Annotated in this window: 24 protein-coding genes and 3 tRNA genes; 14 read left to right on the top strand and 13 right to left on the bottom strand. The window is 40.4% G+C overall.

The window, feature by feature from the left end; translation table 11 throughout:
* Window positions 1-25 precede the first annotated feature (25 nt).
* The 3 genes from ACJJVX_RS20565 to uvrD all read right to left on the bottom strand — a co-directional run bounded on the left by ACJJVX_RS20565 (window position 26) and on the right by uvrD (window position 5,340).
* On the bottom strand, window positions 26-1,030 hold the full coding sequence (locus tag ACJJVX_RS20565; protein ID WP_405633297.1) for an ABC transporter substrate-binding protein: 1,005 nt from the start codon (window positions 1,028-1,030) through the stop codon (window positions 26-28).
* 73 nt (window positions 1,031-1,103) lie between these two features.
* A complete protein-coding gene (locus tag ACJJVX_RS20560; protein ID WP_405633294.1) occupies window positions 1,104-3,197 on the bottom strand; it encodes a GNAT family N-acetyltransferase in 2,094 nt (697 codons plus the stop codon).
* The gene (gene uvrD / locus ACJJVX_RS20555) at window positions 3,175-5,340 is read right to left on the bottom strand and encodes a DNA helicase II (RefSeq protein WP_054206360.1); all 2,166 of its coding nucleotides are present in this window, start codon (window positions 5,338-5,340) and stop codon (window positions 3,175-3,177) included. The genes ACJJVX_RS20560 and uvrD overlap by 23 nt, the downstream gene beginning before the upstream one ends.
* A 310-nt stretch (window positions 5,341-5,650) precedes the next feature.
* Between uvrD and ACJJVX_RS20550 the strand changes: the two genes are divergently transcribed.
* Both ACJJVX_RS20550 and ACJJVX_RS20545 read left to right on the top strand, forming a co-directional pair.
* Entirely contained in the window at window positions 5,651-5,869 is a 219-nt protein-coding gene (locus tag ACJJVX_RS20550; RefSeq protein WP_054455563.1) for a hypothetical protein, read from the top strand.
* A gap of 105 nt (window positions 5,870-5,974) precedes the next feature.
* Entirely contained in the window at window positions 5,975-6,343 is a 369-nt protein-coding gene (locus ACJJVX_RS20545) for a YacL family protein (protein WP_054455565.1), read from the top strand.
* Window positions 6,344-6,373: 30 nt separating this feature from the next.
* Here the strand turns inward: ACJJVX_RS20545 and ACJJVX_RS20540 are convergent, their stop codons facing one another.
* Window positions 6,374-7,003: a peroxiredoxin-like family protein gene (locus ACJJVX_RS20540; RefSeq protein WP_405633290.1), complete on the bottom strand. Its 630-nt coding sequence runs from the start codon at window positions 7,001-7,003 to the stop codon at window positions 6,374-6,376.
* A gap of 122 nt (window positions 7,004-7,125) precedes the next feature.
* On the opposite strand from ACJJVX_RS20540, the gene ACJJVX_RS20535 reads away from it, so the two are divergent.
* Window positions 7,126-7,749, top strand: a complete 624-nt coding sequence (locus tag ACJJVX_RS20535; protein ID WP_054206364.1) for a dUTP diphosphatase — start codon at window positions 7,126-7,128, stop codon at window positions 7,747-7,749.
* Here the strand turns inward: ACJJVX_RS20535 and yrfG are convergent.
* Window positions 7,746-8,396, bottom strand: coding sequence for a GMP/IMP nucleotidase (gene yrfG / locus ACJJVX_RS20530; RefSeq protein WP_405633288.1), 651 nt, complete (start codon window positions 8,394-8,396; stop codon window positions 7,746-7,748). The genes ACJJVX_RS20535 and yrfG overlap by 4 nt on opposite strands.
* Before the next feature lie 61 nt (window positions 8,397-8,457).
* Here yrfG and nudE point away from each other — a divergent pair, with 61 nt between their 5' ends.
* The 5 genes from nudE (at window position 8,458) to ACJJVX_RS20505 (ending at window position 10,331) form a co-directional block, all read left to right on the top strand.
* Window positions 8,458-9,030, top strand: a complete 573-nt coding sequence (gene nudE / locus ACJJVX_RS20525; RefSeq protein WP_170174314.1) for an ADP compounds hydrolase NudE — start codon at window positions 8,458-8,460, stop codon at window positions 9,028-9,030.
* Complete coding sequence (gene cysQ / locus ACJJVX_RS20520) at window positions 9,023-9,820, top strand: 3'(2'),5'-bisphosphate nucleotidase CysQ (protein WP_405633286.1); 798 nt, start codon at window positions 9,023-9,025, stop codon at window positions 9,818-9,820. Before nudE ends, cysQ begins: the two co-directional genes overlap by 8 nt.
* Window positions 9,821-9,960: 140 nt before the next feature.
* Window positions 9,961-10,037 (top strand) — tRNA-Met (locus tag ACJJVX_RS20515).
* A 79-nt stretch (window positions 10,038-10,116) separates the two neighbouring features.
* A tRNA-Met gene (locus ACJJVX_RS20510) sits at window positions 10,117-10,193 on the top strand.
* A gap of 61 nt (window positions 10,194-10,254) precedes the next feature.
* Window positions 10,255-10,331: transfer RNA gene (locus tag ACJJVX_RS20505), tRNA-Met, on the top strand.
* A 580-nt stretch (window positions 10,332-10,911) separates the two neighbouring features.
* Here ACJJVX_RS20505 and ACJJVX_RS20500 read toward each other — a convergent pair.
* Complete coding sequence (locus tag ACJJVX_RS20500) at window positions 10,912-11,184, bottom strand: hypothetical protein (protein WP_405633284.1); 273 nt, start codon at window positions 11,182-11,184, stop codon at window positions 10,912-10,914.
* Between the two features lie 12 nt (window positions 11,185-11,196).
* Entirely contained in the window at window positions 11,197-11,772 is a 576-nt protein-coding gene (gene nfuA, locus ACJJVX_RS20495) for a Fe-S biogenesis protein NfuA (RefSeq protein ID WP_054206369.1), read from the bottom strand.
* Window positions 11,773-11,917: 145 nt separating this feature from the next.
* Between nfuA and ACJJVX_RS20490 the strand changes: the two genes are divergently transcribed.
* Window positions 11,918-14,470, top strand: coding sequence for a M14 metallopeptidase family protein (locus ACJJVX_RS20490; protein WP_405633281.1), 2,553 nt, complete (start codon window positions 11,918-11,920; stop codon window positions 14,468-14,470).
* A gap of 18 nt (window positions 14,471-14,488) precedes the next feature.
* Here the strand turns inward: ACJJVX_RS20490 and ACJJVX_RS20485 are convergent, their stop codons facing one another.
* Window positions 14,489-15,190, bottom strand: a complete 702-nt coding sequence (locus tag ACJJVX_RS20485) for a ComF family protein (protein ID WP_054206371.1) — start codon at window positions 15,188-15,190, stop codon at window positions 14,489-14,491.
* 58 nt (window positions 15,191-15,248) lie between these two features.
* On the opposite strand from ACJJVX_RS20485, the gene bioH reads away from it, so the two are divergent.
* From bioH to ACJJVX_RS20470, 3 genes are all read left to right on the top strand, one after another.
* Window positions 15,249-15,986, top strand: coding sequence for a pimeloyl-ACP methyl ester esterase BioH (gene bioH, locus ACJJVX_RS20480; RefSeq protein WP_405633279.1), 738 nt, complete (start codon window positions 15,249-15,251; stop codon window positions 15,984-15,986).
* 100 nt (window positions 15,987-16,086) lie between these two features.
* The gene (locus ACJJVX_RS20475) at window positions 16,087-16,395 is read left to right on the top strand and encodes a hypothetical protein (RefSeq protein WP_054206373.1); all 309 of its coding nucleotides are present in this window, start codon (window positions 16,087-16,089) and stop codon (window positions 16,393-16,395) included.
* Window positions 16,396-16,401: 6 nt separating this feature from the next.
* Entirely contained in the window at window positions 16,402-17,277 is an 876-nt protein-coding gene (locus tag ACJJVX_RS20470) for a putative metalloprotease CJM1_0395 family protein (protein ID WP_170174305.1), read from the top strand.
* 156 nt (window positions 17,278-17,433) lie between these two features.
* On the opposite strand, the gene ACJJVX_RS20465 is transcribed toward ACJJVX_RS20470, so the two are convergent.
* The 4 genes from ACJJVX_RS20465 to greB form a co-directional block, all read right to left on the bottom strand.
* Entirely contained in the window at window positions 17,434-19,767 is a 2,334-nt protein-coding gene (locus ACJJVX_RS20465) for a Tex family protein (RefSeq protein ID WP_405633276.1), read from the bottom strand.
* A gap of 163 nt (window positions 19,768-19,930) precedes the next feature.
* Window positions 19,931-20,512 carry a CBS domain-containing protein gene (locus ACJJVX_RS20460; RefSeq protein WP_405633274.1) on the bottom strand — a complete coding sequence of 194 codons (582 nt, stop codon included), beginning with the start codon at window positions 20,510-20,512 and terminating at the stop codon, window positions 19,931-19,933.
* Window positions 20,513-20,561: 49 nt separating this feature from the next.
* Complete coding sequence (locus ACJJVX_RS20455) at window positions 20,562-20,867, bottom strand: hypothetical protein (RefSeq protein WP_169328130.1); 306 nt, start codon at window positions 20,865-20,867, stop codon at window positions 20,562-20,564.
* A gap of 140 nt (window positions 20,868-21,007) precedes the next feature.
* A complete protein-coding gene (gene greB, locus ACJJVX_RS20450; protein WP_054455580.1) occupies window positions 21,008-21,490 on the bottom strand; it encodes a transcription elongation factor GreB in 483 nt (160 codons plus the stop codon).
* A gap of 195 nt (window positions 21,491-21,685) precedes the next feature.
* Here greB and ompR point away from each other — a divergent pair, with 195 nt between their 5' ends.
* Both ompR and envZ read left to right on the top strand, forming a co-directional pair.
* Window positions 21,686-22,405 (top strand): two-component system response regulator OmpR, encoded by a 720-nt coding sequence (gene ompR, locus ACJJVX_RS20445; protein ID WP_054206379.1) that lies wholly within the window; start codon window positions 21,686-21,688, stop codon window positions 22,403-22,405.
* 5 nt (window positions 22,406-22,410) lie between these two features.
* Complete coding sequence (gene envZ, locus ACJJVX_RS20440) at window positions 22,411-23,733, top strand: two-component system sensor histidine kinase EnvZ (RefSeq protein ID WP_054206380.1); 1,323 nt, start codon at window positions 22,411-22,413, stop codon at window positions 23,731-23,733.
* Window positions 23,734-23,781: 48 nt separating this feature from the next.
* Here envZ and ACJJVX_RS20435 read toward each other — a convergent pair whose 3' ends face one another.
* On the bottom strand, window positions 23,782-24,957 hold the full coding sequence (locus ACJJVX_RS20435; RefSeq protein WP_054455582.1) for a tryptophan 7-halogenase: 1,176 nt from the start codon (window positions 24,955-24,957) through the stop codon (window positions 23,782-23,784).
* Window positions 24,958-24,961: the final 4 nt, after the last annotated feature.

Here is a 24,961-nt window from a genome sequence, read left to right as displayed (position 1 = left end):
AAAAGACAGTGATTTCGCTGATTTTTTAGAAAACAGAACGATAGATTATACGTTTATTCTGGTCTGTTTTATTTACGAACAATGAGTTTATCTTTTTATCCTCACGGAATACTCTATTTAATTGTAGAATCAAACAGCGGCGCTGTAGTGGTAATGAACAGCGCTTTACAGCAGAACTAAACACCATTGCATTAAGATAGCCTTCAAAATGAAGCCGATTAGGCTCATCAATTTTTGCTAGGAGCATGTCTTTAATAAATTCACGGCACCAGTATGCATCACACTCTTTTGGATTAGGGACAACCTCAGTAACCATAAGTTTACTCGGCTGTTTAATGCGATCAAATAAGTCCTGACTTGATACAAAGGATACGCTTGTATAGTCAGGTGAAAAATTGAGTTGATAAGCTTTATTTATAAATTCAGCTAATGGTTTGTATGTACCGACAAGTGCAATGGCTGTTACATTACTGGATTTTAATAGTTTAAGTGCGCTATCTATATCATTGCTATTACGTCGGTAACGAGCAACTTGAATTGGTTTAAGGTTATAAGAAGCAAGCGATTTAATTAGAGCACTTTCGACAACATGGCCAAATTCATCGGCTTGAATTAAAAAACCAATTTTAGAGTGCTTCAACTCTTCTACGAGGTATTTAATTTGCTCTCGAACTTCATCATAGTAACTAGCGCGGATGTTAAATACATTTATCGTTGGTTGGTGGTGTAAAAAATCAGCACCGCTATAGGGCATTAAATAAGGGGTTTTTACCCGTTCAAGAATAGGAGTAATTGCATGGCTTGTAGGAGTTCCCATTGCACCAAACAGAGCATCGACTTTATCTTGGTAAATAAAGTGACGAGTATTGCTGACCGCCCTTTTTGGTTCATAGCCATCATCAGCCACGAGTAGCTCTACTCGAGCTCCATTAATACCGCCATTGTTATTTATTTTATCAAAATAAGCATTACTACCTTGGTAAAGTTGCTCGCCAATTTGTTTAGCTGGGCCACTCAATGCTGTAGACATGCCTAATTTTATAACCTGCTTTTCCTCGGCATAGATAAAATTACTCATGAAAAGAAAAAGGAGTAAAAGAGTACTAAGGTAACTTTTTAAGTAAATATTGCTCATACCAGTTATTAACAGCCTGCTTAAATAGTTTATCGAGTGATTTTTTACCACTGATCTGGAAAACTATTTGTACTTTTTTTGGTGACCAGTTTTGTAATATTAGCCTAATAATAAGGTGTTTGGTATTTTCATCACAATTGAAAAAACTGTTTGGTGTACGCCAGAGTGCGCGCCATAGTAAAGGCTTTATAGCAAATAGCTGATAATCTGTTGCTAATAAGGCTGTAAGACGTTGATCTAACTTGTTATCAACACTTTCCTGTGCACAGCCGTTTAGTATTTGTTCGACTAATTGCTGATCCAATTGACTGAAATGATCAAGGAGCTGTAATGCAAAGTCTGATTGAAAATGAGCTGCAAGATCATTAATTAATAGATCATCGTCAGTTAGGGGCTTAACCATTAGAGCCGCATGTTCAGCAGTGGCTTTATCTTGTGCGAAGCCTAGTTTAAGTAAGTCAAATCCAGCATTTTGCCAAAACTTGAGTAGTGTTGCATTAGCACCAAAACTTGCCCCAAACCAATGGCAAGTTGAGGCTAGTTGCTGTTCACAATGGCTAATAAGTTGCGAGCCAATACCTTTGCTGTGTTCTGATGGTGCAACGGCAATACGAACAACACGAGCAGATAACTTTGTAAGTACGTCAGCATCAATACTTAGCTGGGCTAATGTTTGCGCCATTAAATGGCCTTGGGGACGACGCTTACCACTGACTATTTGTGCGCTTATATCAACGGGTAAACCACCTTCAATCGCAATTAAACATACGGCAATAATGCAATTTTGTTGCTGACACACAAATATACGCTGCCTAGTTGCATCGAGTAAATGGCGTAAGTCATTCACGCTGGTTTGGTAATGTGCTAATGCCAACAGTCCTATCACTTGGCGTAGTAAAACCTCATTTTTGGCAAGGTTCTGAGCATTTAATTCAGAAAAGTGAAGGGGGTTAGTATTCAGAACAATACTTTGATGATCCGCATCAAGTGCTAACAAATTACAAATATGCTGCTCGAGGGGATCATTCGCTGCAAAGCGGATTGGCTGTTCTAAAGTAACACTGCGCATATTTTTATAATGATGCTCCAAATAGTGTTTGAACTTTAATGTATACCCGCGACCGTTTCCTTCATAACCTATTATTGTGCTGGCAAATACAATACGAGGATAATGTGCGAGCATTTTAATTAGTAGTGGTACTGGGATCGCAGCGGCTTCATCAACCAGCAACACATCACATTCTGGTAGCTCATTAAGTAACTGATCGGGTGCAACATAATGTAGGTTGGCGAGTTGTTTATTTTGTGCTTGATAGGTGAGCTCTCGCTCTATTGCAAAGTGTTTAAAGCAGCTGTGCAAGGCATTAAATTGTTGTGAGCAAATGAGTATTTTTTTGCCTATTAATTTTGCGGCTGCAAGGCCCAAAGAGGCGGATTTTCCACGGCCGCGATCTGCACTGATTAATAATGGTCTATTGGCCCTTCCTGTCGCTGTTTTAACTATTTGATCGATACAATATTGTTGTTCAGTTAAGTCTATTTTACCAGCTAGCTGACTCGTGTTAGGTGATTGCTGCCAGCCTGTCTGTTGGCTCAAATGCAGTAATAGATCGTTACAGAGTAAACGTGCGAAGCGTTGGTTAAAATAACTGTATTGTTGCTGTGTTTCAAATGATTGAAACGCAGTAAGTGCAGGGTCGCACCAATGGTGTAACTCATTAAGCTCAGGTAACAGTAGAATAAACAACCCGCCAGCCTGGACAGTGCCACTGAGGGCTGCAAACTTATCAGGTACTAATCCACTAAACCCATCATAAATAACATGTTGAAATTCTTGGCCGAGAATCTGGTGAGTATGTTCGGGCCAAACACTGTTTGTGAGATCTGGACTGTTTGATAATACTTTTACATGCGGGTTGTTAAGTTGGTTGAGTAATTCATTAGCTTGCTGATAACACCAATTTTGTTCGCCAGTAATTAAGAGCAACTGCCTATGCTTAGCATAGGCAAGTTGCGTTAGAGTATTTTGTAGTAGCGAGTTAAATAGCTTGTAGTCGTGCATAAACAGTTACTAACCACTTACTACCAAAATCATCAAAATTCACTTGTACGCGAGATTGTGCACCACTACCTTCATAGTTAATAACTGTTCCCATACCAAACTTTGCATGTAATACATGTTGGCCTAAGTTAAAACCACTTTCTTCAAATGTGGCATGACTTACTGATGAGCTAAAACGTCCTGATGCAGGTGGGCGTGATACTTGTGTTTTAATGCGAATTTCTTCAATGCAATCCTCAGGCATTTCGCGTAAAAAACGTGACGGGCTGTGATATTTTTCTTGCCCGTAAAGGCGGCGAGTCTCGGCGTGACTGATATACAGTTTTTCCATCGCACGAGTCATGCCTACATAACAAAGGCGACGTTCTTCTTCTAAGCGACCTGACTCTTCATTACTTTGTTGTGAAGGGAACATACCTTCTTCAACACCTACCATAAATACCAGTGGAAACTCTAGACCTTTCGCTGAGTGTAAGGTCATCATTTGCACCGCATCTTCGTGCTCTTGTGCTTGACCATCGCCAGACTCGAGTGAGGTGTGCGCTAAAAAACCTTGTAAAGGAGAGCTATACTCTTCATCTTCTGGCAGCTCATATTGGCCACAGGCACTGATCAGCTCCTCTAAATTTTCTACGCGAGCGCGGCCTTTTTCACCTTTTTCAGCCTGATACATCGCCATCAAACCTGATGTTTGAATCGCGTATTTGGCTTGCTCTTCTAACGTGAGATCGCTAATTTTATCTTCAATATGCTCTACTAGTTCAACAAACTTAGTAACAACGGTTGCTGCGCGGCCTGATAAATGTTGTTGCTCAACAATCGCTTTAGCGGCGTACCACAATGGTAATGATTCGCTACGGGCACAGTCGCGTATATGGCTCAGGGTTTTATCACCTATACCACGGGCTGGGGTGTTAATTACTCGCTCAAAAGCGGCATCGTCTTGGCGATTACCTACTAAGCGTAAATATGCGAGCGCATCTTTAATTTCTTGACGTTCAAAGAAGCGCATACCGCCATAAATGCGGTATTTTAAACCTTCTTGGAGCATAGCTTCTTCGAGAACGCGTGATTGTGCATTACTACGGTACAAAATAGCGGCATCTTGCAGGGCGTTCCCCGCGTTCAACCAGCTGCGTAATTTACTACTAACAAAGCGTGCTTCATCTAATTCGTTAAAGGCAGCATAAACTGAGATTGGCTCACCATCATTACCATCAGTCCAGAGGCTTTTGCCCATACGATCTGAGTTATTTTGAATGAGTGCATTAGACGCTTTTAGAATGGTAGCAGTAGAACGATAATTTTGTTCTAGGCGAATAGTTTCGGCCTTAAAGTCGGTTAAAAAACGTTTAATGTTTTCAATTTTAGCACCACGCCAGCCGTAAATACTTTGGTCATCATCGCCAACAATCATAATACTATTAGTGTCGCCTGCCAGCAATTTAAGCCATGCATATTGAATAGTATTGGTATCTTGAAACTCGTCAACTAACATGTGGGCAAAGCGTTGCTGGTAATGACGAAGCAAGGTGGGGTTATTTTTTATAACTTCAAAACTGCGTAGTAAAATTTCTGCAAAATCGACTAAACCGGCACGGTCACATGCTTCCTGATAAGCGGTATACACTTTTAACATCATTTGTTCGTTGATGTCATAAGCTTGAATATCTTTAGGGCGCAGGCCTTCGTCTTTTTTGGCACTGATATACCAACCAAACTGTTTAGCAGGCCATTTTTTATCATCAATATTCATGGCTTTTAATAAGCGCTTGATCATGCGCAGCTGGTCGTCAGAGTCTAAAATCTGAAATGCCTCTGGCAAATTAGCTTCGCGATGATGGGCGCGTAAAATACGGTGTGATAAGCCATGGAAAGTACCAATCCACATTCCACCAACAGGAGCTTGAAGGGCTTCTTCAACGCGAGAGCGCATTTCTTTAGCTGCTTTATTAGTAAAGGTTACCGCAAAAATACTGTAAGCCGAAGCTTGCTCAACTTGCATTAACCACGCGATACGATGAACCAGTACTCGAGTTTTACCAGAGCCAGCACCAGCGAGCACCAACATATTTTGTAGTGGAGCAGCTACGGCATCCCGTTGTTTGTCATTTAAGCCATCGAGTAATTCTGAAACGTCCATCATCACGCCTTTTCAATCAATATTGAAGGCAGTATAACAGGTGTTTTTGTTAGGCTAAATAAAATACTGTTTTTATAAACAGTTAATTTAAAAAATGTTCTTTATTCTATTTAGTGAGTTTTTTAGCTAAGCTATCATGCGCATGATAATGTTACCGTAGTAAATTTGACTTATATTTAGTGAAAATAACGATTTTGGTAAAAAGAAATGATGCTATATTATTTTAAGTTTTTGATTTTAATCGGTTTTAATAATTGGCATGATGTGTGTAAGTATCTAATAAGAAATTAAATTAATAATTGAGGTTAACATGGCAGATCAAGGTTCTGGCGGTAATGTAATTGCGGCAATTTGTAATATCTTTTTTCCAGGTTTAGGGCAGTTGGTGCAAGGACGTATTTTGTCGGCTATCTTTTTTGCACTAGCCATTATTATAAGTTATGCGCTTGTTTATGTATTAATCGGTTTTGTACTAGTACCTATTATTTACTTATGGTCGATAATTGATGCCGCTCGCTATAGATCATGACGTTAGAAGTTAATAATAGCGCCCTTTGGCGCTATTATTGTTTTTGGTGTTGTGCTTTTACAATTTGGGTATAATTGCATAATTATAGGTTCATAAGTGATATATATGGAATATCAATTTATACGCGATCCAATCAGTGGCCTGCGCATTAAAATTAGCAGCGAACATGCAGTAATAGGCCGTTGGCTTAACGAAGAAATTGGTAAAGAAAAAATAGCCATGGTACAAGCATTAATAGCATCAGTTGCAAGTAGCTTTGAGCCGCTGACTTTACAAGGCCAAGAAATTGATTTGATCTTAAATAAAGACGAAGCTATTTTTGAAGCGCACGCATTACACCAAGATTCTGAAGATTTAATCGCATATCAAGACGATGAGCTAATGCTTGAAGAAAATGGTTTAAGCAGTGGTTGTGGGTTTGAAGACTTTATTGATTTGATTAATTCATGGCAAGAATTTACCACAGGAAGGTAAGCAGAGCATAGGCTCTGCTATTTGGCTATATTACTGCTCAGACACTGATTTAACAGCAGCAAGTAATAAATTTTCGGTCAGACGTACTTTATAGTTAGGGTTAGCGTATTGAAAATGCACGAGCCCTTTTTTATCTACCACAAATACCGCAGGCACAGGCAGTGCAACTTTAGCTTTACCATCGAGGGACACAAAATTCACCCCTAGTTTATTACGGTAAATAGTCGCTGTTTTATCATCTAAATAAAATGCAAGGCCAAGCGCTTGGCTTAAGGTAAGGCTATCGTCAGAAAGTAACTGATAATTAGGGGTGTCAATTTTACTCTCAGCGAGCTTTTCAGGGCTGTCTGGTGAGATTGCAATAATTTGTGCACCTAATTCAGCTAGTTCAGCTTCTATTTTTTGTATACTCGCAAGTTGCTTTGAGCAATACGGGCACCAGCCACCTCGATACACTATTAACACCGTTGTTTTTTCTGCAAAACGCTCAGTAAGATCAACATTGTGACCATCTTTATTCTTTAATGTTGTTGCAGGTATAGTCAGTCCAGGCATCAGTGGGCTGACTTTTTCAGCTGCTGAGGCAATATTCGTTGCGGTTGCAGCTGATACCGATGCTGTTATAAGCATAGAGCAAGCAAATAAAATAGGTTTTAGCATGTAATTCCCTTGGTAATTTTTGAAACGTGCGGCTAGATGACAGACTAGCAAGATAAACAATTTCATCAAACTTAATTTATCTGTATTATTAGCAGTAATTAAATAGAGTAACTGGGATCGAAATGTCTGCCAATTTAAGTAAACTAGTAGTGATGCTAGAAATGCAAAATGCCATGAATACTAAAGTACATGACCAATGGTTTAGCCAAGGGTTTGAGTGGAATCGTGCTATTTGGGTTGAATGCGCTGAAATGCTTGATCATTACGGTTGGAAATGGTGGAAAAAGCAAACTCCAGATACCGAACAAGTTATTTTAGAGCTTGTTGATATTTTTCATTTTGGTTTATCGCTACGCATTGATGGTAAAACTAGTTACTTAGATTTAGCTAAGCAACTTGAACAACAGTTAAGTGCACCGCAGCAAGCTGATGACTTCAAACAAACATTAGAAATTCTAGCGGCGTCAGCTGTTGCAGATAAAACCTTTAACGCTGCTGCATTCGCAGGTTGCATGGTGCAAATAGGCATGGATATTGATGATTTATACCGTGGTTATGTAGGTAAAAATACGCTTAACTTTTTCCGTCAAGATCATGGTTACAAAGACGGTAGCTATATTAAAGAATGGCATGGACAAGAAGATAACGAGCATTTAGTTGAAGTAGTTAAAAGCCTTGATACTGAACATGCTGATTTTGCAAAGCTTGTATACCAAGGCTTAGAGGCGCGTTACCCTAAGAGTTAAGGGTGGACGTGGCTAAAATCAGTAATATTTAAATAGTCACTAATTTCATTGTGTGGTTGCTTGCTATCAGGGTTTGCAACCGCCAATAAATGACCAATACCAAACTCTTTCGCGGCTTTTAACACACTTAAACTGTCGTCAATAAATAGCGTTCGTTGTTTATCAAACCCTAAATCTGCATGTACTTGTTGCCACAAACTTTGATGCTCCTTACTTACACCGTATTGATGAGTAGACACCACACCATCCAAATAATTATCAATGGCTGTTTTTTCGAACTTTAAAATAACACTTTCAGGGTGCGCGTTGGTCAATAAAATAAGCTCTTTATCAGCTTGGCGCAGTGCAGTTAAAAAAGCAGGCACATCTTCACGTACTTTAATAAGGTGCTGTGTTTGGCGTTTAAGCTCCATAATTGGCAGATTAAGCTGCTGCTCCCAGTAATCTAAACAGTACCATTGAATTTGCCCATGAACTGCTTGATAACGTTTTGCAATATCAGCTTTTGCTTCATCCAAACCAATATTGCGCACAATAGCATGCTGCTCAGGAATAACGTTTAGCCAAAAGTGATTATCGAAATGTAAATCAAGGAGTGTGCCATCCATATCGAGTAATACAGTATCGATTTTTGACCAATTTAGCATAGGAATTTCCACTTATAGGGTTTATGATTAAACTAACTGCCATGATAGCAAATTAATGCCGATGACACAGAAAAAGCACCCAACACCACCTGAAATTCTCAGTGACGAAGTCGTCGCTAAAAGCCGTTTATTTACGGTTGAATCCTTAGAATTAAAATTTTCAAATGGCGAGCAGCGCCAATATGAGCGGATCCGTGGCGGTGGCCGGGGGGCGGTAATGATAGTGCCACTAAATATAGACAATGAACTGCTGCTAGTTCGTGAGTACTGTGCTGGCACCAATGATTATCAACTAGGCTTTCCCAAAGGGTTAATCGACCCCGGTGAAACACCAGAGCAAGCAGCAAACCGAGAACTTAAAGAAGAGGTTGGCTTTGGTGCTGAGCAACTCCAACCATTAAAAGTAGTATCAATGGCACCGAGCTACTTTAATGCGACAATGCATATTTTATTTGCTCAGCAGCTTTATCCGCAAACACTTATAGGTGATGAACCAGAACCATTAGTGGTTGTTAAGTGGCCATTAACCGATTGGCAGTCATTATTACAACAATCAGACTTCACAGAAGCACGAAGCGTTGCAGCTTTGCTATTATTAACTAAGCATTTAGAATCTGGAGCTGCCAATGAATAAATTACTAGAGCCTTGCATTGAACTTGCACAAAGTGCAGGGGCAGCCATTATGGCTATTTATAAACATGGTGATATCGGTCAACAAGAAAAGTCGGATCATACCCCTGTTACTAAGGCGGACTTAGCTGCAAATGATGTACTTGTCGCCGGCTTAAAAGCACTCGCACCCGATATCCCTATTATGTCTGAAGAAACGCCCATACCTGCACTTGCGGATAGGCAAGATTGGCAACGTTATTGGTTGCTGGATCCTATGGATGGTACAGGGGAGTTTATTTTAGAAAGTGGTGACTTCGCTGTAAATATTGCCTTGATTGAAAATAATCGTCCGGTACTTGGTGTGATCTATTGGCCAGCAAAAGAAACCACTTATTTTGCTAGCTATCAAAATGGTGCATTTAAGCGTGTTGCCGGTATAGAGCAGCAGATCAATGTTGCTACCCCTGATAACCTAACTTTAGCCGTTAGCCGACGCCAAAAGATTGAAGCGGTGAGTCAATACTTAAATGCACAGTTTACAACCGTTGCAGTTGGCTCATGCTCTTTAAAGGCATGTATTGTTGCTGAAGGGAAAGCTGATTGCTTTTTACGTATAGGTCCAACGGGTGAATGGGATACAGGCGCTTCACAAATTATTGTAGAAGAAGCGGGTGGTTGTATTACCGATGCCGAATTTAACCCGTTAACCTACAATCAGCGTGAAAGCACTGAAAATCCTGACTTCATTGTGATGGGGCACCCTGATTGGAAGTGGCAAAAAATGATTAATCCGCATCAAAGAGCACTTTAATTCGTATTTTGATTGCTTTTTGTTCGGTTGAACAGTTTTAAGTGGTTTAACTCTTGCATTATATTATGATTCCTATACTATAGCGCTCTCTTCGAAACAGGTTCGAAAACAATACGAAACTGTTGAAAAGAAATTACAGGCGCGGGATGGAGCAGTCTGGTAGCTCGTCGGGCTCATAACCCGAAGGTCGTCGGTTCAAATCCGGCTCCCGCAACCAACTTTTTATAAAAATTTGGTTACTGTAAACTCTTGGTTAGAGTGAAAATTAACTAGTCGATAGACTTTAAATACACAGGCGCGGGATGGAGCAGTCTGGTAGCTCGTCGGGCTCATAACCCGAAGGTCGTCGGTTCAAATCCGGCTCCCGCAACCAATTTTAAATTGGAAGCCAAGTTGTCATGTATAGCAACTTTAAATAACTCTACAATTTCAGGCGCGGGATGGAGCAGTCTGGTAGCTCGTCGGGCTCATAACCCGAAGGTCGTCGGTTCAAATCCGGCTCCCGCAACCACTGAAATAAAAGTGAAAGTAAGAATGAATCGACACTCTATATGAGTGTTTTTTTATGCCTGAAATTCAGTGAAATTCAGTGAAATTCAGTGAAATTCAGTGAAATGCTTAGATTGGGCTGCGCATAACCTGAAGGTCGTCGGTTCGCTTTTCATAAACACTGGCTCCCGCAACCACTGAAATAAAAGTGAAAAGTAAGAATGAATCGACACTCTATATGAGTGTTTTTTTATGTCTGAAATTAAGTGAAATGCATAGATTGGGTTGCGTATAACCTGAAGATCGTCGGTTCGCTTTTCATAAACTCAGGCTCCCGCAACCACTGAAATAAAAGTGAAAAGTAAGAATGAATCGACATTCTATATGAGTGTTTTTTATGTCTGAAATTTAGTGAAATGCTTATATCAATTTTATTAAAAACATGGTCATGCTAGCAAATTAAATTACTCACTAACTACGTTAAAAATTACTTATATAGAACAACTACATATCATAATTTTTGCATTGTTATTGAGCCATTTTCTTGTCGCAATAATAGATCACTAATTTAATGCAATTGGTATATTAGGCTGTTATGAATCTTACTTCCAAAGATCTGGGTCGTCATTTGCGTTTAAATTACTATTGTTGAGGACTTGTGCGAATCGATTTGCAAAAATACCTACATATCCCCATGCCGCAAAGAATATTGCAGTGACAAGAATAACCAAACCAATTATTTGCAGGCTGAAGTGAGTATAGTAACCAAGGGCAATAAATATCACGGCCAGCACAAACAGTGCAAGGCCGCGTAAAAAGCGTTTTAAGCTGAGCTTAGGCTCTGAGCCTAAGCGATATATCAGCGGCTTTAACATAGCTGAAGACTATTAATAGTAAGAATGTTCGCCAGCTTTGTGATCAGTTATATCAGCAACGCCAGTGATTTCGTCAAACTTAGCTATCATTTCTTTTTCGATACCTTCTTTTAACGTGACATCGATCATTGAGCAACCATTACAACCACCACCAAATTGTAAAACTGCAATACCTTCTGCCGTTACTTCAACAAGGCTTACTTGGCCACCGTGGTTTGCTAACTGAGGGTTAACCTCGGTTTCTAGCATGTGTTGGATGCGCTCATTAAGTCCTGCGTCATCACCAATTTTACGTGCTTTAGCATTTGGCGCTTTAAGGGTCAGCTGTGTGCCCATATTGTCGGTGACGAAATCGATTTCAGCTTCTTCTAAGAAAGGTGCGCTTTCAGCATCAACAACAGCATCAAAACCATTAAATGGTAGACGAATATCGCTTGCTTCTACAGCATCTTCAGGGCAATAAGAAACACCACATTCCGCTTGTGATGTACCAGGGTTAACAACAAACACACGGATGTTTGTTTTTTCAGCTTGGTCAGCTAATAATTTTGCAAAATGCGATTGTGCGGTTTCGGAAATAGAAATCATAAAACAACTATACTTGACTAAATTACTCGGATACTGGTTATCATACTCCGCTCATCGCGTTGTCGCCAGTGTTGAGCGTAAAAATTTGGCATCTATTTTAAGCAATGATAGCGTGCAAACATTGATCATTAAATGAGTGTTTTATATGCGTTTGATAATAACAATCTTTACACTATTACTAAGTTTTTCTTGTTTAGCCCAACCTCTTTCTTATTATTTTGAAGAAGACGTTAAATTTGACCCAATGATCCCCACTCCAGAGCAGGTTTTAGGCTATGAAATAGGTCAGTGGCATGTACGTCATGATCAGTTAGTGCGCTATATGGAGGTGTTAGCACAAAAAAGTGATCGTATAAATTTTGAGGTAATAGGTCGGACTCACGAGCAGCGCCCATTAGTCATGCTAACGATTACCGCGGCTGATAAATTACCTAAAGTTGAACAAACCCGTCAGGCACATTTAGCACGTTTATCTGATAAAGAAAAAGCGAAAGCAGTGAATCAACCTGCCGTTGTTTGGATGGGTTATAGTGTGCATGGCAATGAATCTTCTGGCAGTAACTCAGCCTTATTAGTGGCGTATTATTTAGCTGCGGCGCAAGGAAAAGAGATTGATACGCTATTAAATAATACGGTCATTTTACTTGATCCTTCATTAAATCCAGATGGTTTAGCCCGTTTTGCTAATTGGGCGAATAGTAATCGCGGGATGAATTTGTCATCGGATCCACAAACCCGTGAACACGTTGAAAGCTGGCCAAGTAGCCGTACTAACCATTATTGGTTTGATTTAAATCGCGACTGGCTACTACTACAACACCCTGAATCGCGCGCGCGGATTGCTAAATTTCACCAGTGGAAGCCAAATATTCTGACAGACTTTCATGAGATGGGACCAAATAGCACATACTTTTTTCAACCTGGTATCCCTACTCGTAAACACCCAATAACACCAGATGAAAATGTTAGCTTAACGAAGGCAATTGCTAATTACCATGCAAAAACACTGGATGAGCATAACGCCTTGTATTTTACTGAAGAAAGCTTTGATGATTTTTATTATGGTAAAGGTTCAACATACCCTGATGTGAATGGTGGCGTGGGCATTTTATTTGAACAAGCGAGCTCACGAGGTCATTTACAAGACACGATAAATGGTCCGCTGAGCTTTGCTTTTACTATCAAAAATCAACTATTAACAAGTATGTCGACGTTTCAAGCGGCAATAGATAATCGCCAAGCGTTACTCGACTATCAAGCTAGTTTTTATAATCATGCTGTAGAGCTTGCTAGTGATGAAGATTACAAAGGTTATGTAGTGCAAGGCGGCGTTGATACTGCCCGTATTGAGCTATTCTTAGATTTATTAAAACAGCACAAAATTAGTGCTTATCCACTTAACAAAAGTGTGAAAGTAGGCGGTAAAAACTTTACAACACACAGTTATTTTGTGCCACTTGCACAACCTCAATTTCGTTTAGTGAAAGCTTTATTTAGCGAACAAAAAAGTTTTGTTGATAACACCTTTTATGATGTATCTGGCTGGACCTTGGCGCATGCCTTTAATTTAGAATTTGCAGCAGTAAAAAGTGGCTGGGGATTAGATGTGAGTAAAGCCGCGTGGCAACAGCCAGAGCAAGCACAGTTTGCAACGTTGGGTACGCATTATGCGTTTGGTTTTAAATGGGATAATTATTTAGCGCCTAAAATGCTTAATAAGTTATTGCAACAAGGTGTGCAGGCACGTGTGGCACTTAGCTCGTTATCAGCAAAGTCACTTACTCATACTGAAGAATTTGCGGCTGGAAGCATTATTATTCCTGCTGGTATTCAAACTAATCCGCAGTGGGTTACGCTCTTAAATAGTGCTCAGAATGAATTTGGCATAGCGATCACACCGATCACTTCAGGTCTAACAGCTAAAGGGGCTGATTTAGGCTCAAGAACACTTGCCGTAGTGAAAGCACCTAAGGTGCTGCTTGTTGGTGGTCAAGGGACTAGTCAATACGAGGTCGGTGAGGTGTGGTATTACTTAGACCGTTTTGTTGGCGTGGCACCTACGATAGTTGAAATGGAGCGCTTTGGTAATTTAGAGTTGAGTGATTACAGCCATATTGTATTGGCGCATGGTAATTATAATAAGCTGTCAGATGCTGATAAAGTAGCGATTAAAAGTTGGGTGCGTAAAGGTGGCGTTATTTGGGGGCACAAAGGTGGAGCAAAATTTTTAGTTGATCAACAGTTATTAAAAACCAGTTACTTATCACGCCAGGATGTCGCCAGTGCATTTAAAACAGATGGGCTAAATTATGGCGATAAAGATCACTTATCTGGACGCCAACGTATTGCTGGAGCGATCTTTAATACTAAAGTTGATTTAACTCACCCTCTTACCTTCTCATTGCAACGAGACACCTTGCCCGTATTTAAAAACAGTACTTGGTTGCTTGAAATGTCAGCAGCACCATTTGTTAATGTGCTGCAATATACTCAAAAGCCATTACTAGCTGGTTTTACGGATGATGTGAATGTTGAACAAGTTACTGGAGCAGCGGGTTTAGTTGCTCACTCATACGGGCGTGGTAATGTAATCGGCATGACTGACAACCCAGTATTTAGAGGTTACTGGTATGGCACAAGTCGGCTATTAAGTAATGCATTATTTTTCGGTCATACATTTCGAGCAAATGGGCAATAGTGTCAATTTTCACAAGAGTTAATGTTCTAGTGGCGTTAGGCAAGTAACAAATGTCCATACTTGTTTAGCGCCAGCGTGTTTAAGTGCCATGGTGGCAGCATTGAGTGTTGCCCCTGTGGTCATAACGTCATCAATAATAGCCACCGTTTTTCCTGTCATATCTGTATTACACACAAATGCATTATTTAAATTTTTTATACGTTTAGCTTTACTTAGCGAGGACTGCGCTTGTGTTTTTTTAGTGCGTTGTAAACTCTGAAAATCAACATTTTCGTTTATTAGGCATGGTAGCCAACATTGCGCTACTTGATTAAAACCACGTTGTAGAAAACGTTGAGGATGCAAAGGTAAAATAATAAATATATCAGGCCATGACTCGCTATTGAGTTTGTAAATTTCTAGTTGTTGCTTAATCACAAGTGATAGTGCTTTTTTATAATGGATCTGATTGCTAAATTTAAGCTGTGTGAGCCAATGATCGAAAGGTGCGCGATACCATGAACAGGCAAATAAGCGATCAAACTGGCAGTCAGGAAATAACTCGACTATATCTGGGCGATATAACAAGTTTGGATGGGCTGTAATATCGAGCAACGCTAGATCTGCTAAGCAATGTTCGCATAAGCAGTGTTTTGTTAAAATAACACTCTGACATTGCACACAAAACGAAGGAAAAAACCAGTCAGATAAATGTTGTATTCGTTGATTAAAACCACTCATTGCATTCAGTCCTTGAAGCGCTATTATGAGCACTAAGTTTGGATGAGGATTGATAAAAATGCAAAATGAGTTGGTGTTACTACATGGCTGGGGGATGAATCAAGGTGTATGGAAAATCATTTTTCCGGAACTGGAGTTCTTACATGCAGGCGTTGTGCGGTGTATGAATTTACCCGGCTATGGCGACAGTCAAGTGTGGCCAACACCGTATAACTTGCATGATGCGGCTAAGCAGTTAAGTGAACAATTACAACCTAACTCTATTTTAGTGGGCTGGTCATTAGGGGGGCTATTTGCATTATATATTGCCAAACATTGGCCTGAAAAAGTAGCTAAAGTGCTATTAGTAGCTTCAAGTCCATTCTTTGCAGAAACAGAGGACTGGCCGGGTATTAAAGCAAATGTTTTAACGGCTTTTAAAGAGCAGCTAGTTACACATCGTGAAAAAACCATAGAGCGATTTTTAGCTATTCAAGCAATGGGAAGCACGAGTTCACGTGATGATATTAAACAGTTAAAAAAATTACTGAACGAATACCCCGCACCACAAGAATGTGTACTAAGCGCAGGGCTAGATATACTACAAAGTGATGATTTACGCGATATCTTTAGCAATTGCCCGGTGCCCATTAGAGGCGTTTTTGGGCGTTTAGATGCATTAGTACCGTACCGTGGCATAGCAAAAATGCAGGCACTGAATAGTGACTTTGAGTATGAAGTGATTGATAAAGCTTCCCACGCACCGTTTATTTCTCATAAAAAAGAGTTTTTATCTGCCGTCAAATCAATGCTTTGAAAAGTAATATCGACATAGCATTAAAAAGCCGATAGTAAAGCTTTATTTTGTGTGTTTTATGAGCGATAATTAACCAATATATCATTGGTGGAGGTGTAGTATGCCAATCGGATCTGTATTTAATAGTGGTGTTGAAGGTTTTAACCGTGCCAGTCAAGGCATAGAAAAAGCCAGCGCAGAGATAAACCGCGCCAGCATTGAACAACAAGATGATGCGCAGTTAGCCCAGCAGCGTCAGTTGCAAGCTGCACGCCCAGAAGAAGCGATAACAGCGCCTGTATCGCAACCGCCAAAAATTGACGAAGCATTAGTAAACTTAAAAGTTGAAGAGTTTAATGTTAAGGCAAATACGCAATCGATACAGACAGCAGACGAAGTGCTTGGCACTTTGATTGACGTTAGAGTTTAATAGACTATGAATATTGTCACGCCATTTCCCAGTATTAATATAAACACTGCAAATGTGCATACGGAAACCGCTCGGCGTGACAATCAACTACGGGAAGTTATACCTGCCCCAGCGGCTGCAAAGCCTTCTAATACCGACAATAAAGCACTTGGCGATAACGAAAAAGCTAAGCAACCCGGCTCAACTGATGTTGGTACTTATGATGCTAAAGGTAAGCTTGCTGATGAAAAGGTAATTGAAGAGCGCCAGCAAAGCGATGGTGAGCAAAACCCTGAGCAAAACGAAGAGCAACAAGAAGCTAAAAAAGAACAGCAGAAGAAAGAGCAAGTAACCCAGCAAGAGCAGCAAGACGCAGCTCAAATTAAAGAACTTAAAGCACGAGATACCGAAGTACGTATTCATGAGCAAGCGCATGCGTCAGTTGGCGGGCAATATGCCGGCTCGCCAAGTTATGATTATCAACGAGGGCCAGATGGCACTAATTATGCCGTTGGTGGTGAAGTGCAAATTGATGTTGCTGAAATAGAAGGCGATCCAAAAGCAACCATTGAAAAAATGCAAACGGTACGAGCAGCTGCACTTGCTCCTGCAGAGCCTTCAGGTGCTGACCGTTCAATTGCAGCTGATGCTACGCAAAAACTTGCAGCAGCGCAGGCTGAGCTTGCAACACCTGCCGCTGATGACGAGAGTGAATCAAATCGATCTACTTTTAAAGTAGATAATGGTTTAGCTGAAGATGAGCAAATAATTTCAGCTACAAATACAGAAACAGCAACTGCTAAGCGTGATGCAGATGTAGAGGCGCGCGCTGGTCGCATTGCGCAATTCTACCAAGGTGCTACCTCGGCTTACGGACAGTCAGGGTTTTCTGCAACTATATAATTCACTGTCCGGAATTAGTTGACCACAACAATTAGTATCACACCGTAAATACTCTATATAAAAATAGCTTTGATTTAAAAATAAAAAGCGCCTTTAGTCTAAACTAGGGCGCTTTTTATTATCTAAATAATAATCACTAATTTAATGCAATTGGTATTATTTTTTCACTTTTGCATTTGCGAAGGCATCTGCAAACGCATTCCCCATTAAGGCATTACCAGTATCGCGCTTTGGCTTTGCTGCACGAGGTTGGTGATTATTGCTGCGACTATTGTTTTGTGGCTTTTGATTTGCAGCTGGGGCTGCTTTATTACTGGTATCAATGTCATCATCCAAGCGCATAGTAAAGCTGATGCGTTTACGTGGGGCATCTACTTCAACTACTTTTACTTTAACAATATCGCCGGCTTTTACTACTTCACGCGGATCAGAGATAAACTTATTAGTAATAGCCGATATATGCACCAAACCATCTTGATGAACACCAACATCAACAAAAGCACCAAAGTTAGCGACGTTTGATACAACACCTTCTAAGATCATACCCGGTTGTAAATCACTGATTTTTTCAACACCCGCTTTAAACTCTGCAGTTTTAAACTCAGGGCGAGGATCGCGACCAGGTTTGTCTAGTTCGCTGATAATGTCTGTCACGGTGGGTAAGCCAAATTTATCATCGATATAGTCATTCGCAACGAGTTTATTAAGTAGATCTGAGTTACCAATCAAGCTGCTCACATCTAGACTATTTTGTTCGCAAATACGTTTTACAACAGGGTAAGCTTCAGGGTGAACTGATGAGCTATCAAGCAGATCGCTACCATTACTAATTTTCAAGAAGCCAGCAGCTTGCTCAAAAGCTTTTGGTCCTAAACGTTCAACTTTTTTAAGTTGTGAGCGCTTAGTGAAAGAGCCGTTAGCATCGCGGTAGTTAACTATATTTTGTGCTAGGGTTTTATTTAAACCAGACACGCGAGTAAGTAATGGTACTGACGCCATGTTTAAGTCGACGCCAACTAAGTTTACGCAATCTTCTACAACAGAGATAAGGCTTTGCCCAAGTTGGCTTTGCGATACATCATGCTGATATTGGCCTACACCAATTGATTTAGGTTCAATTTTAACAAGCTCAGCTAGAGGGTCTTGCAGGCGACGCGCAATTGAAACCGCACCGCGTATAGATACATCTAAATCTGGAAACTCATTAGCGGCAAATTCTGATGCAGAATATACAGATGCGCCAGCTTCACTGACCATGATTTTATTGAGTTTAAGCTCACTATTTGCTTTTATTAACTCAGCAACAAGCTTGTCTGATTCACGAGAAGCGGTGCCATTACCAATCGCAATCAACTCAACTTTATGCTGACGACATAGTTGCTCTAATGTCCGAATGGATTTATCCCAATGATTTTGTGGGGCATGAGGGAATATAGTTTGAGAGGCAAGTAGTTTGCCGGTGCTATCAACAACCGCTAGTTTACAACCAGTACGTAAACCAGGATCTAGACCTAAAGTGGTACGAGGCCCCGCAGGTGCTGCCATTAATAAATCTTTAAGATTCTTAGCAAATACATCGATTGCACCCGTTTCAGCTTTTTCGCGCATTGCAGCTAAAAACTCATTTTCTAAATGCAGACCAAGTTTCACTTTCCATGCCCATTGCACAACAGTTAATAACCATGGGCTGGCAACTTGGTTTTTAATATCAAGGCGGTAATGATCTGCAATCATAATCGCACACATATGTGCCGGGTTTTCAACGCTTGGTTCAGGGTTGATACTCAGCTGCAAAATACCTTCGTTACGTGCGCGCAGCATTGCTAAAGCACGGTGCGATGGGATTTTTTTGAGTGCTTCTTGGTGCTCAAAATAATCACGGTATTTGGCACCGGTTTGTTCTTGGCCTTTGATCAAGCTTGCTTCAATTTGGCCATGTTGGCTGATATGGCGACGGAATTTTGCGAGTAATTTAGCGTCTTCGGCGAAGCGTTCCATTAAGATGAATTTTGCACCTTCAAGGGCTGATTTTGTATCTGCAATAGACGCTTGTGGATTAATAAATTGTTCGCTTTGCTGCTCTGGATCTAATGAAGCATCATTAAAAAGTGCGTCTGCGAGAGGTTCAAGCCCTGCTTCTATCGCTATTTGGCCTTTAGTGCGGCGCTTAGGTTTATAAGGAAGATATAGATCTTCAAGCTCCGTTTTGCTGTCAGCACGGTTAATGTCGGCTTCTAAACTCGCGCTTAATTTATTTTGCGTTTTAATGGTGGCTAAAATAAATGCTCGACGCTCTTCAAGCTCGCGCAAGTATGATAGGCGCTGCTCTAATAAACGTAGCTGAGTATCGTCTAGGCCACCTGTAACTTCTTTACGGTAACGCGCGATAAAAGGAACGGTCGCGCCCTCATCAAGTAACTTTGTGGCAGCGATGACTTGCTGTTCTTGAGCATTTAGCTCGGTGGCTAAACGTGCAGAGATATTGCTCATGCAAAAACCTTATTAAACAATTTTAAAACCAGAACGATAGTTTTGGCGTGATGAATTGCTTGAATAATATCACAGCGTGACTTAATAAAAAGGCCTTAAAGCATGCTATTTATATACTTTAGGGCCTTTATAATAGGAGAGTTATTTAAATAAACAATCGTACTTAATGAGGGTGCTCAACTTGCTCTAGAACTTCACTAAAACCGTGAGCAATAGGGCTAATATGAACAGGTATTTGCAATGTTTTAGCTATTTCACGCGCGGAGATCAAACCGCAAATTTCATTGTGTGCCGTTGTTACTAGTAAAAACATGATACCGTGGTGCTCCATGGTTTGTAGTGCATCGCCAATGCAGGCGTAACCTAAACTCTGCATACTCACACCTGTTAAATGAGCGATCGGTGTCATCACATGGCGTAGGCTAACATCTTCGCGTGACACGTTTAGGCGTTGCGCTAGCATCATAATTTTTGAACTTTGTAGGTCTGCACTTGATACAACCCCGAGCAATTTCTCTTTATCGTCAACCACCAAGATAAAGTCAGTGTGTTGGTTGTTGGTTTGCTTTAATGCATCAACAATATTTGTTTCGTAATGCGCTCGTAGTGGATCTTTTTGGGTGAAATTATTCACCATTTTTAAAGCCGGAGACGTTAAATCGATTAAAGGTTGAGTGTCGCTGTAAGTGTGTGACAACAAGCCTTTAGAGATATCTTGAGTACGTAATTCTTTGAAATTAGTCATAGTAACCACCAAAAATGTTATTAAATTTAATTAAGTTCTAAAAAATGAATTAAATAGAATAAGCTGGTGGTCCTCGCTGATAAGCGTGATTAAAAGGTTTAGCTAAATGTGCGCCCAAGTAAAACGACTGGGGAGTGTCGGGGAGTGGTTGAAGTGCCCCTAGAGACAGCCCGTTGTCATGAGTATCTATGTCAACGTCAAGGTTTGCTTGGTCGGGAATATCACAAGCAATGTAGTTAGCATTGGTGTGCTGCGCTTGATTGTCAAAATCATGCGCAAGTACAGTCAAACTCACACTCATTAAGAGTGTAAATAACATGGCATGACTGCATATGCGATGTAATAAGTTTGACATGAAACGACCTTCTAATTATGAACCCAAGCGCAAAATGCATTACTTGAGTACATTTATGTATAATCTATAACTACACATTAGACAATCAATAATTAACCAAATCTGAATTGTCTGATATTTTTAATTAAATGGATGTACGATTATTTCTGAGCATCAGGGTAGCTAATTTTGTTTACATACCACTGCTTTTTTCCTTGCGGCGTTGGTACTTCAAATTCATCATCTACCTGTTTTTTTAATAATGCACGTGCCATTGGTGAATCAATAGAAATATAATCTTTACGGTCGTAAATTTCATCAGGGCCAACAATTCTAAAGGTTAGTGTTTCTGCGTCATCATTCTCAATTTCAACCCACGCGCCAAAAAATACTTTACCAGCCTGTTGCACTGAGTAATCAATAATTTTTAGATCTGGCATGCGTTTACGTAAGTACCTAACTCGGCGGTCTATTTGGCGCAATAAACGCTTATTATATTGATAATCTGCATTTTCAGAGCGGTCACCTAAACTTGCAGCCCAACTCACTATTTTTGTTACTTCAGGGCGTTTTACGTTCCATAAGTGGTCGTGTTCTTGTTGTAGCTGTAAATACCCTTCGCGGGTGATTAAATTGGTTTTCACGGTTTTACTTATCCATCTTAGTGGGATCGCAGGCAAGGTATTAAAATATCACGGGCTTGTCGAGAGGATTTTTATGCTTTAGATAGGTTGTACCTTGAAACGTTCAGTAACAATCTTGTGACTTAATTAGTTTTTTATTATCACGCTTTTCCTTTATATTAACGAGTAACTGTATAAAACAACAAGAATGAAGTTATGGGACACGAAACCACAAAAGTATTGGTCGTAGATGACGATATGCGTTTACGCAGTTTATTAGAGCGTTATCTGGTAGAGCAAGGATTTATCGTACGAACTGCGGGTAACTCAGAACAAATGGATCGTTTGTTGGAACGCGAGAACTTTCATTTAATGGTGCTGGATTTAATGTTACCTGGCGAAGATGGCTTATCGATTTGTCAGCGTTTACGCCAAAAAGAAAACGAAATCCCGATTGTAATGCTTACCGCAAAAGGTGATGAAGTAGATCGTATTATTGGTTTAGAACTTGGTGCCGATGATTATATTCCAAAACCTTTTAACCCCCGTGAATTATTAGCCCGTATTAAAGCAATTTTACGTCGTCGTTCAAAAGAAGTACCGGGTGCGCCTGCCGCGGAAGAAAACGAAATTTCATTTGGTGAGTTCTCACTTAATTTAGCAACCCGAGAGATGAGTCAAGGCGATAAAACAATGTCATTGACGAGCGGTGAATTTGCGGTATTAAAAGCATTGGTGACACATCCACGAGAGCCGCTTAGCCGTGATAAGTTAATGAACCTAGCTCGTGGGCGTGATTATAGCGCACTTGAACGTAGCATTGATGTGCAAGTGTCTCGTTTACGCCGCATGATTGAAGTAGATGCGGCTAATCCTCGCTATATCCAAACAGTATGGGGCTTAGGCTACGTATTTGTTCCTGATGGTGAAAAATAACCTGAATGAGTATGTTTCCTAAAAGCGCATTTGGGCAAACGGTATTTTTGGTAGCGGCATTATTGTTGATCAATCAAGTCGTGTCGTACATCACCGTGAGCCTGTATGTGGTTAAGCCAACCATTGAGCAAGTTAACCTGATACTTGCTAAGCAAATTAAAACCGTGTTTATTGACTGGGAAGATGGCGTTGAAATAACAGATGAAGTATCGGAAAAGTTTTTTGAAATTACCGGTATAGAAGTCATGACACAACGCCAAGCAATGCGTAGTGGGTTAGGGCAAAGCCGTGAATATCCGATGTTATCGCGCAGTATGTCAGAGCAGCTAAATGGTTCTGCACGCGTACGAATTAGTCAAACGGGGCCGCTTGTTTATTGGGTTGAAGCTCCGCAGGCGCCCGGTTATTGGGTTAAAGTTCCGCTCACTGGGTTTAAAGATAATAATCTGGAATTCTTAACTTTCTATCTATCAAGTATTGGCTTTTTAAGTGTGCTGGGGGGGTGGTTATTTGCGCGTCATCTAAATCGGCCTTTAAAAGCACTCCAGCAAGCTGCAATCAAAGTGGGTGTTGGGGATTTTTCAACCAAGCTAGAAGAACATGGCTCAACAGAAGTAATTGAAGTAACGCGGGCATTTAATCAAATGTCGCGAGGTATCGCTGCGTTAGAGAACGATCGCCGTTTATTAATGGCGGGTGTGTCTCATGATTTACGTACACCGCTTACGCGTATTCGTTTGGCGACTGAAATGATGTCAGATGAAGAGGATTACCTGCGTGAAGGGATCATTTACGACATTGAAGATATGAACGCGATTATTGATCAGTTCATTGAGTATTTACGTCATCATAAACGTGAAGAGTTAGCGCTTGAAGATTTAAATGCATTAGTGTCTGAAGTCGTACATTCAGAGCAAAAACATCAACGTAATATTACGTTTACTGAAAATCACAGTATCAATAATGTACCATTGAGCATGGTGGCTATTAAACGTGTTATTACTAATATGATTGAGAATGCAATACGTTATTCAGATGATGATATAGATGTGGAAACCACAATCAGTCGTGATAAAAAGTACGCGATGGTGGTGGTTAAAGATCACGGGCCAGGCATACCTGAAAGTGAATTAGAATCAGTATTTGAGCCATTCAAGCAAGGTGACACAGCACGCGGTAGTGAAGGCAGTGGTTTAGGGTTGGCGATCATCAAGCGTATTGTTGATATGCACGGTGGTAAGGTTGCCTTAGTGAATCGCCCTGAAGGGGGGTTAAGTGCTGAGGTGTATTTGCCTTTAAAACATGTAACTACAAAAGAAAAACAGTGATCAGTGTATTGGCTAAGTAATGTTATTTAACCGGGGTTAATGTGGTGATTAACCCCAATTTAGTGATGGTGTTTGCTGGTGTCTACGTTGCCAAAAAGGGTGTGATGACCAACGTTGTTCTTGGTTGTAGAAATAATGTTTATGGTGTAGATAACTGTCCCATATCTGCTCAATTTGTTGCTGATAAGTTTTGATAAAGTATTGGTGTATATCGTTATCTAATGTTTCGATAACCTCAGATTTTTTTATTAATGATGCTAATTGCATAGCACTTGCCATTGCATTAAAAATCCCCTGAGATGATAAAGGGTCAAAGCTAGTTGCGGCATCACCAAGTGCAGCCCATTGTTGACCTACAAAGGTGTCTAAGCGTGTTGAATTGGCACTGGTAATACCGTGTAGATCTAACGTATGTTGATTGCCTTCGAGTAACGCGGCTAATGGTGCATGTTGTTGAGCAAGTTGACTAAATAGAGCTGTGTCACGATTTAAGCCTTTACTGAAAAGGTCGGAGTCGGTTTGAAATGCTAAAACACGGCGTTGATTTGGTAGTGGTGCACTGTACCACCAGCCATTAACGGTTGCACAAATACTCCCTAGTTGATTCTCACTGTTGTTTGCCAAGGTCGCCCAGCATGATATGAGTCGGTCGCTTTGTTGACGATCCGTATATTTTTTTGCAAAGTGAGCTTGGCGGCCTGTTGCATCAATTACAAACTGACTACAAATAGTGATTTCTTTGGGTTCGTCGGAGTTTGTGTGCTCAAGTAAAATGTGCCATGTATTATCATTATATTGACTGCCTCTGAGCCGTGCTGGCCAAATACATTCAACACCACGTTGCTGGGCTTTATTACGTAAAAACAACTCAAATTCTTTACGGTTTAATCGCCAACCGAAGCCATCTGGGTTGCTTAGGTTATCAGTAATGTGAGGCTTTTCTTGTCCCCAGCTAACTTGCATGCCTAGATTGTGTAAATGAATAGCTTGGGTGATGTTTGTGTCTATTAAAGCTTCAAATTCAGTGAGTAAATTAAGCTGTTGTAAAATGCGCTTTGCTGCAGGTGCTAAACATTCACCAATGCGCTCTTCAGGCAATACAGATTTATCAATAAGTGTTACTTGGTAAGAATCACATAACGCAAGCGCAGCAATACAGCCTGCTACGCCTGCACCAATGATCACAATATCACTCGTTAACTCTTTTTTGTTAATCATTGGCATAATG

It is taken from the genome of Pseudoalteromonas sp. Ld20 (assembly GCF_045064175.1).
Taxonomy (GTDB): domain Bacteria; phylum Pseudomonadota; class Gammaproteobacteria; order Enterobacterales; family Alteromonadaceae; genus Pseudoalteromonas; species Pseudoalteromonas neustonica.
The sequence above is the reverse complement of the archived record's forward strand: the minus strand, read 5'-3'. Positions and strand labels throughout refer to the sequence as shown.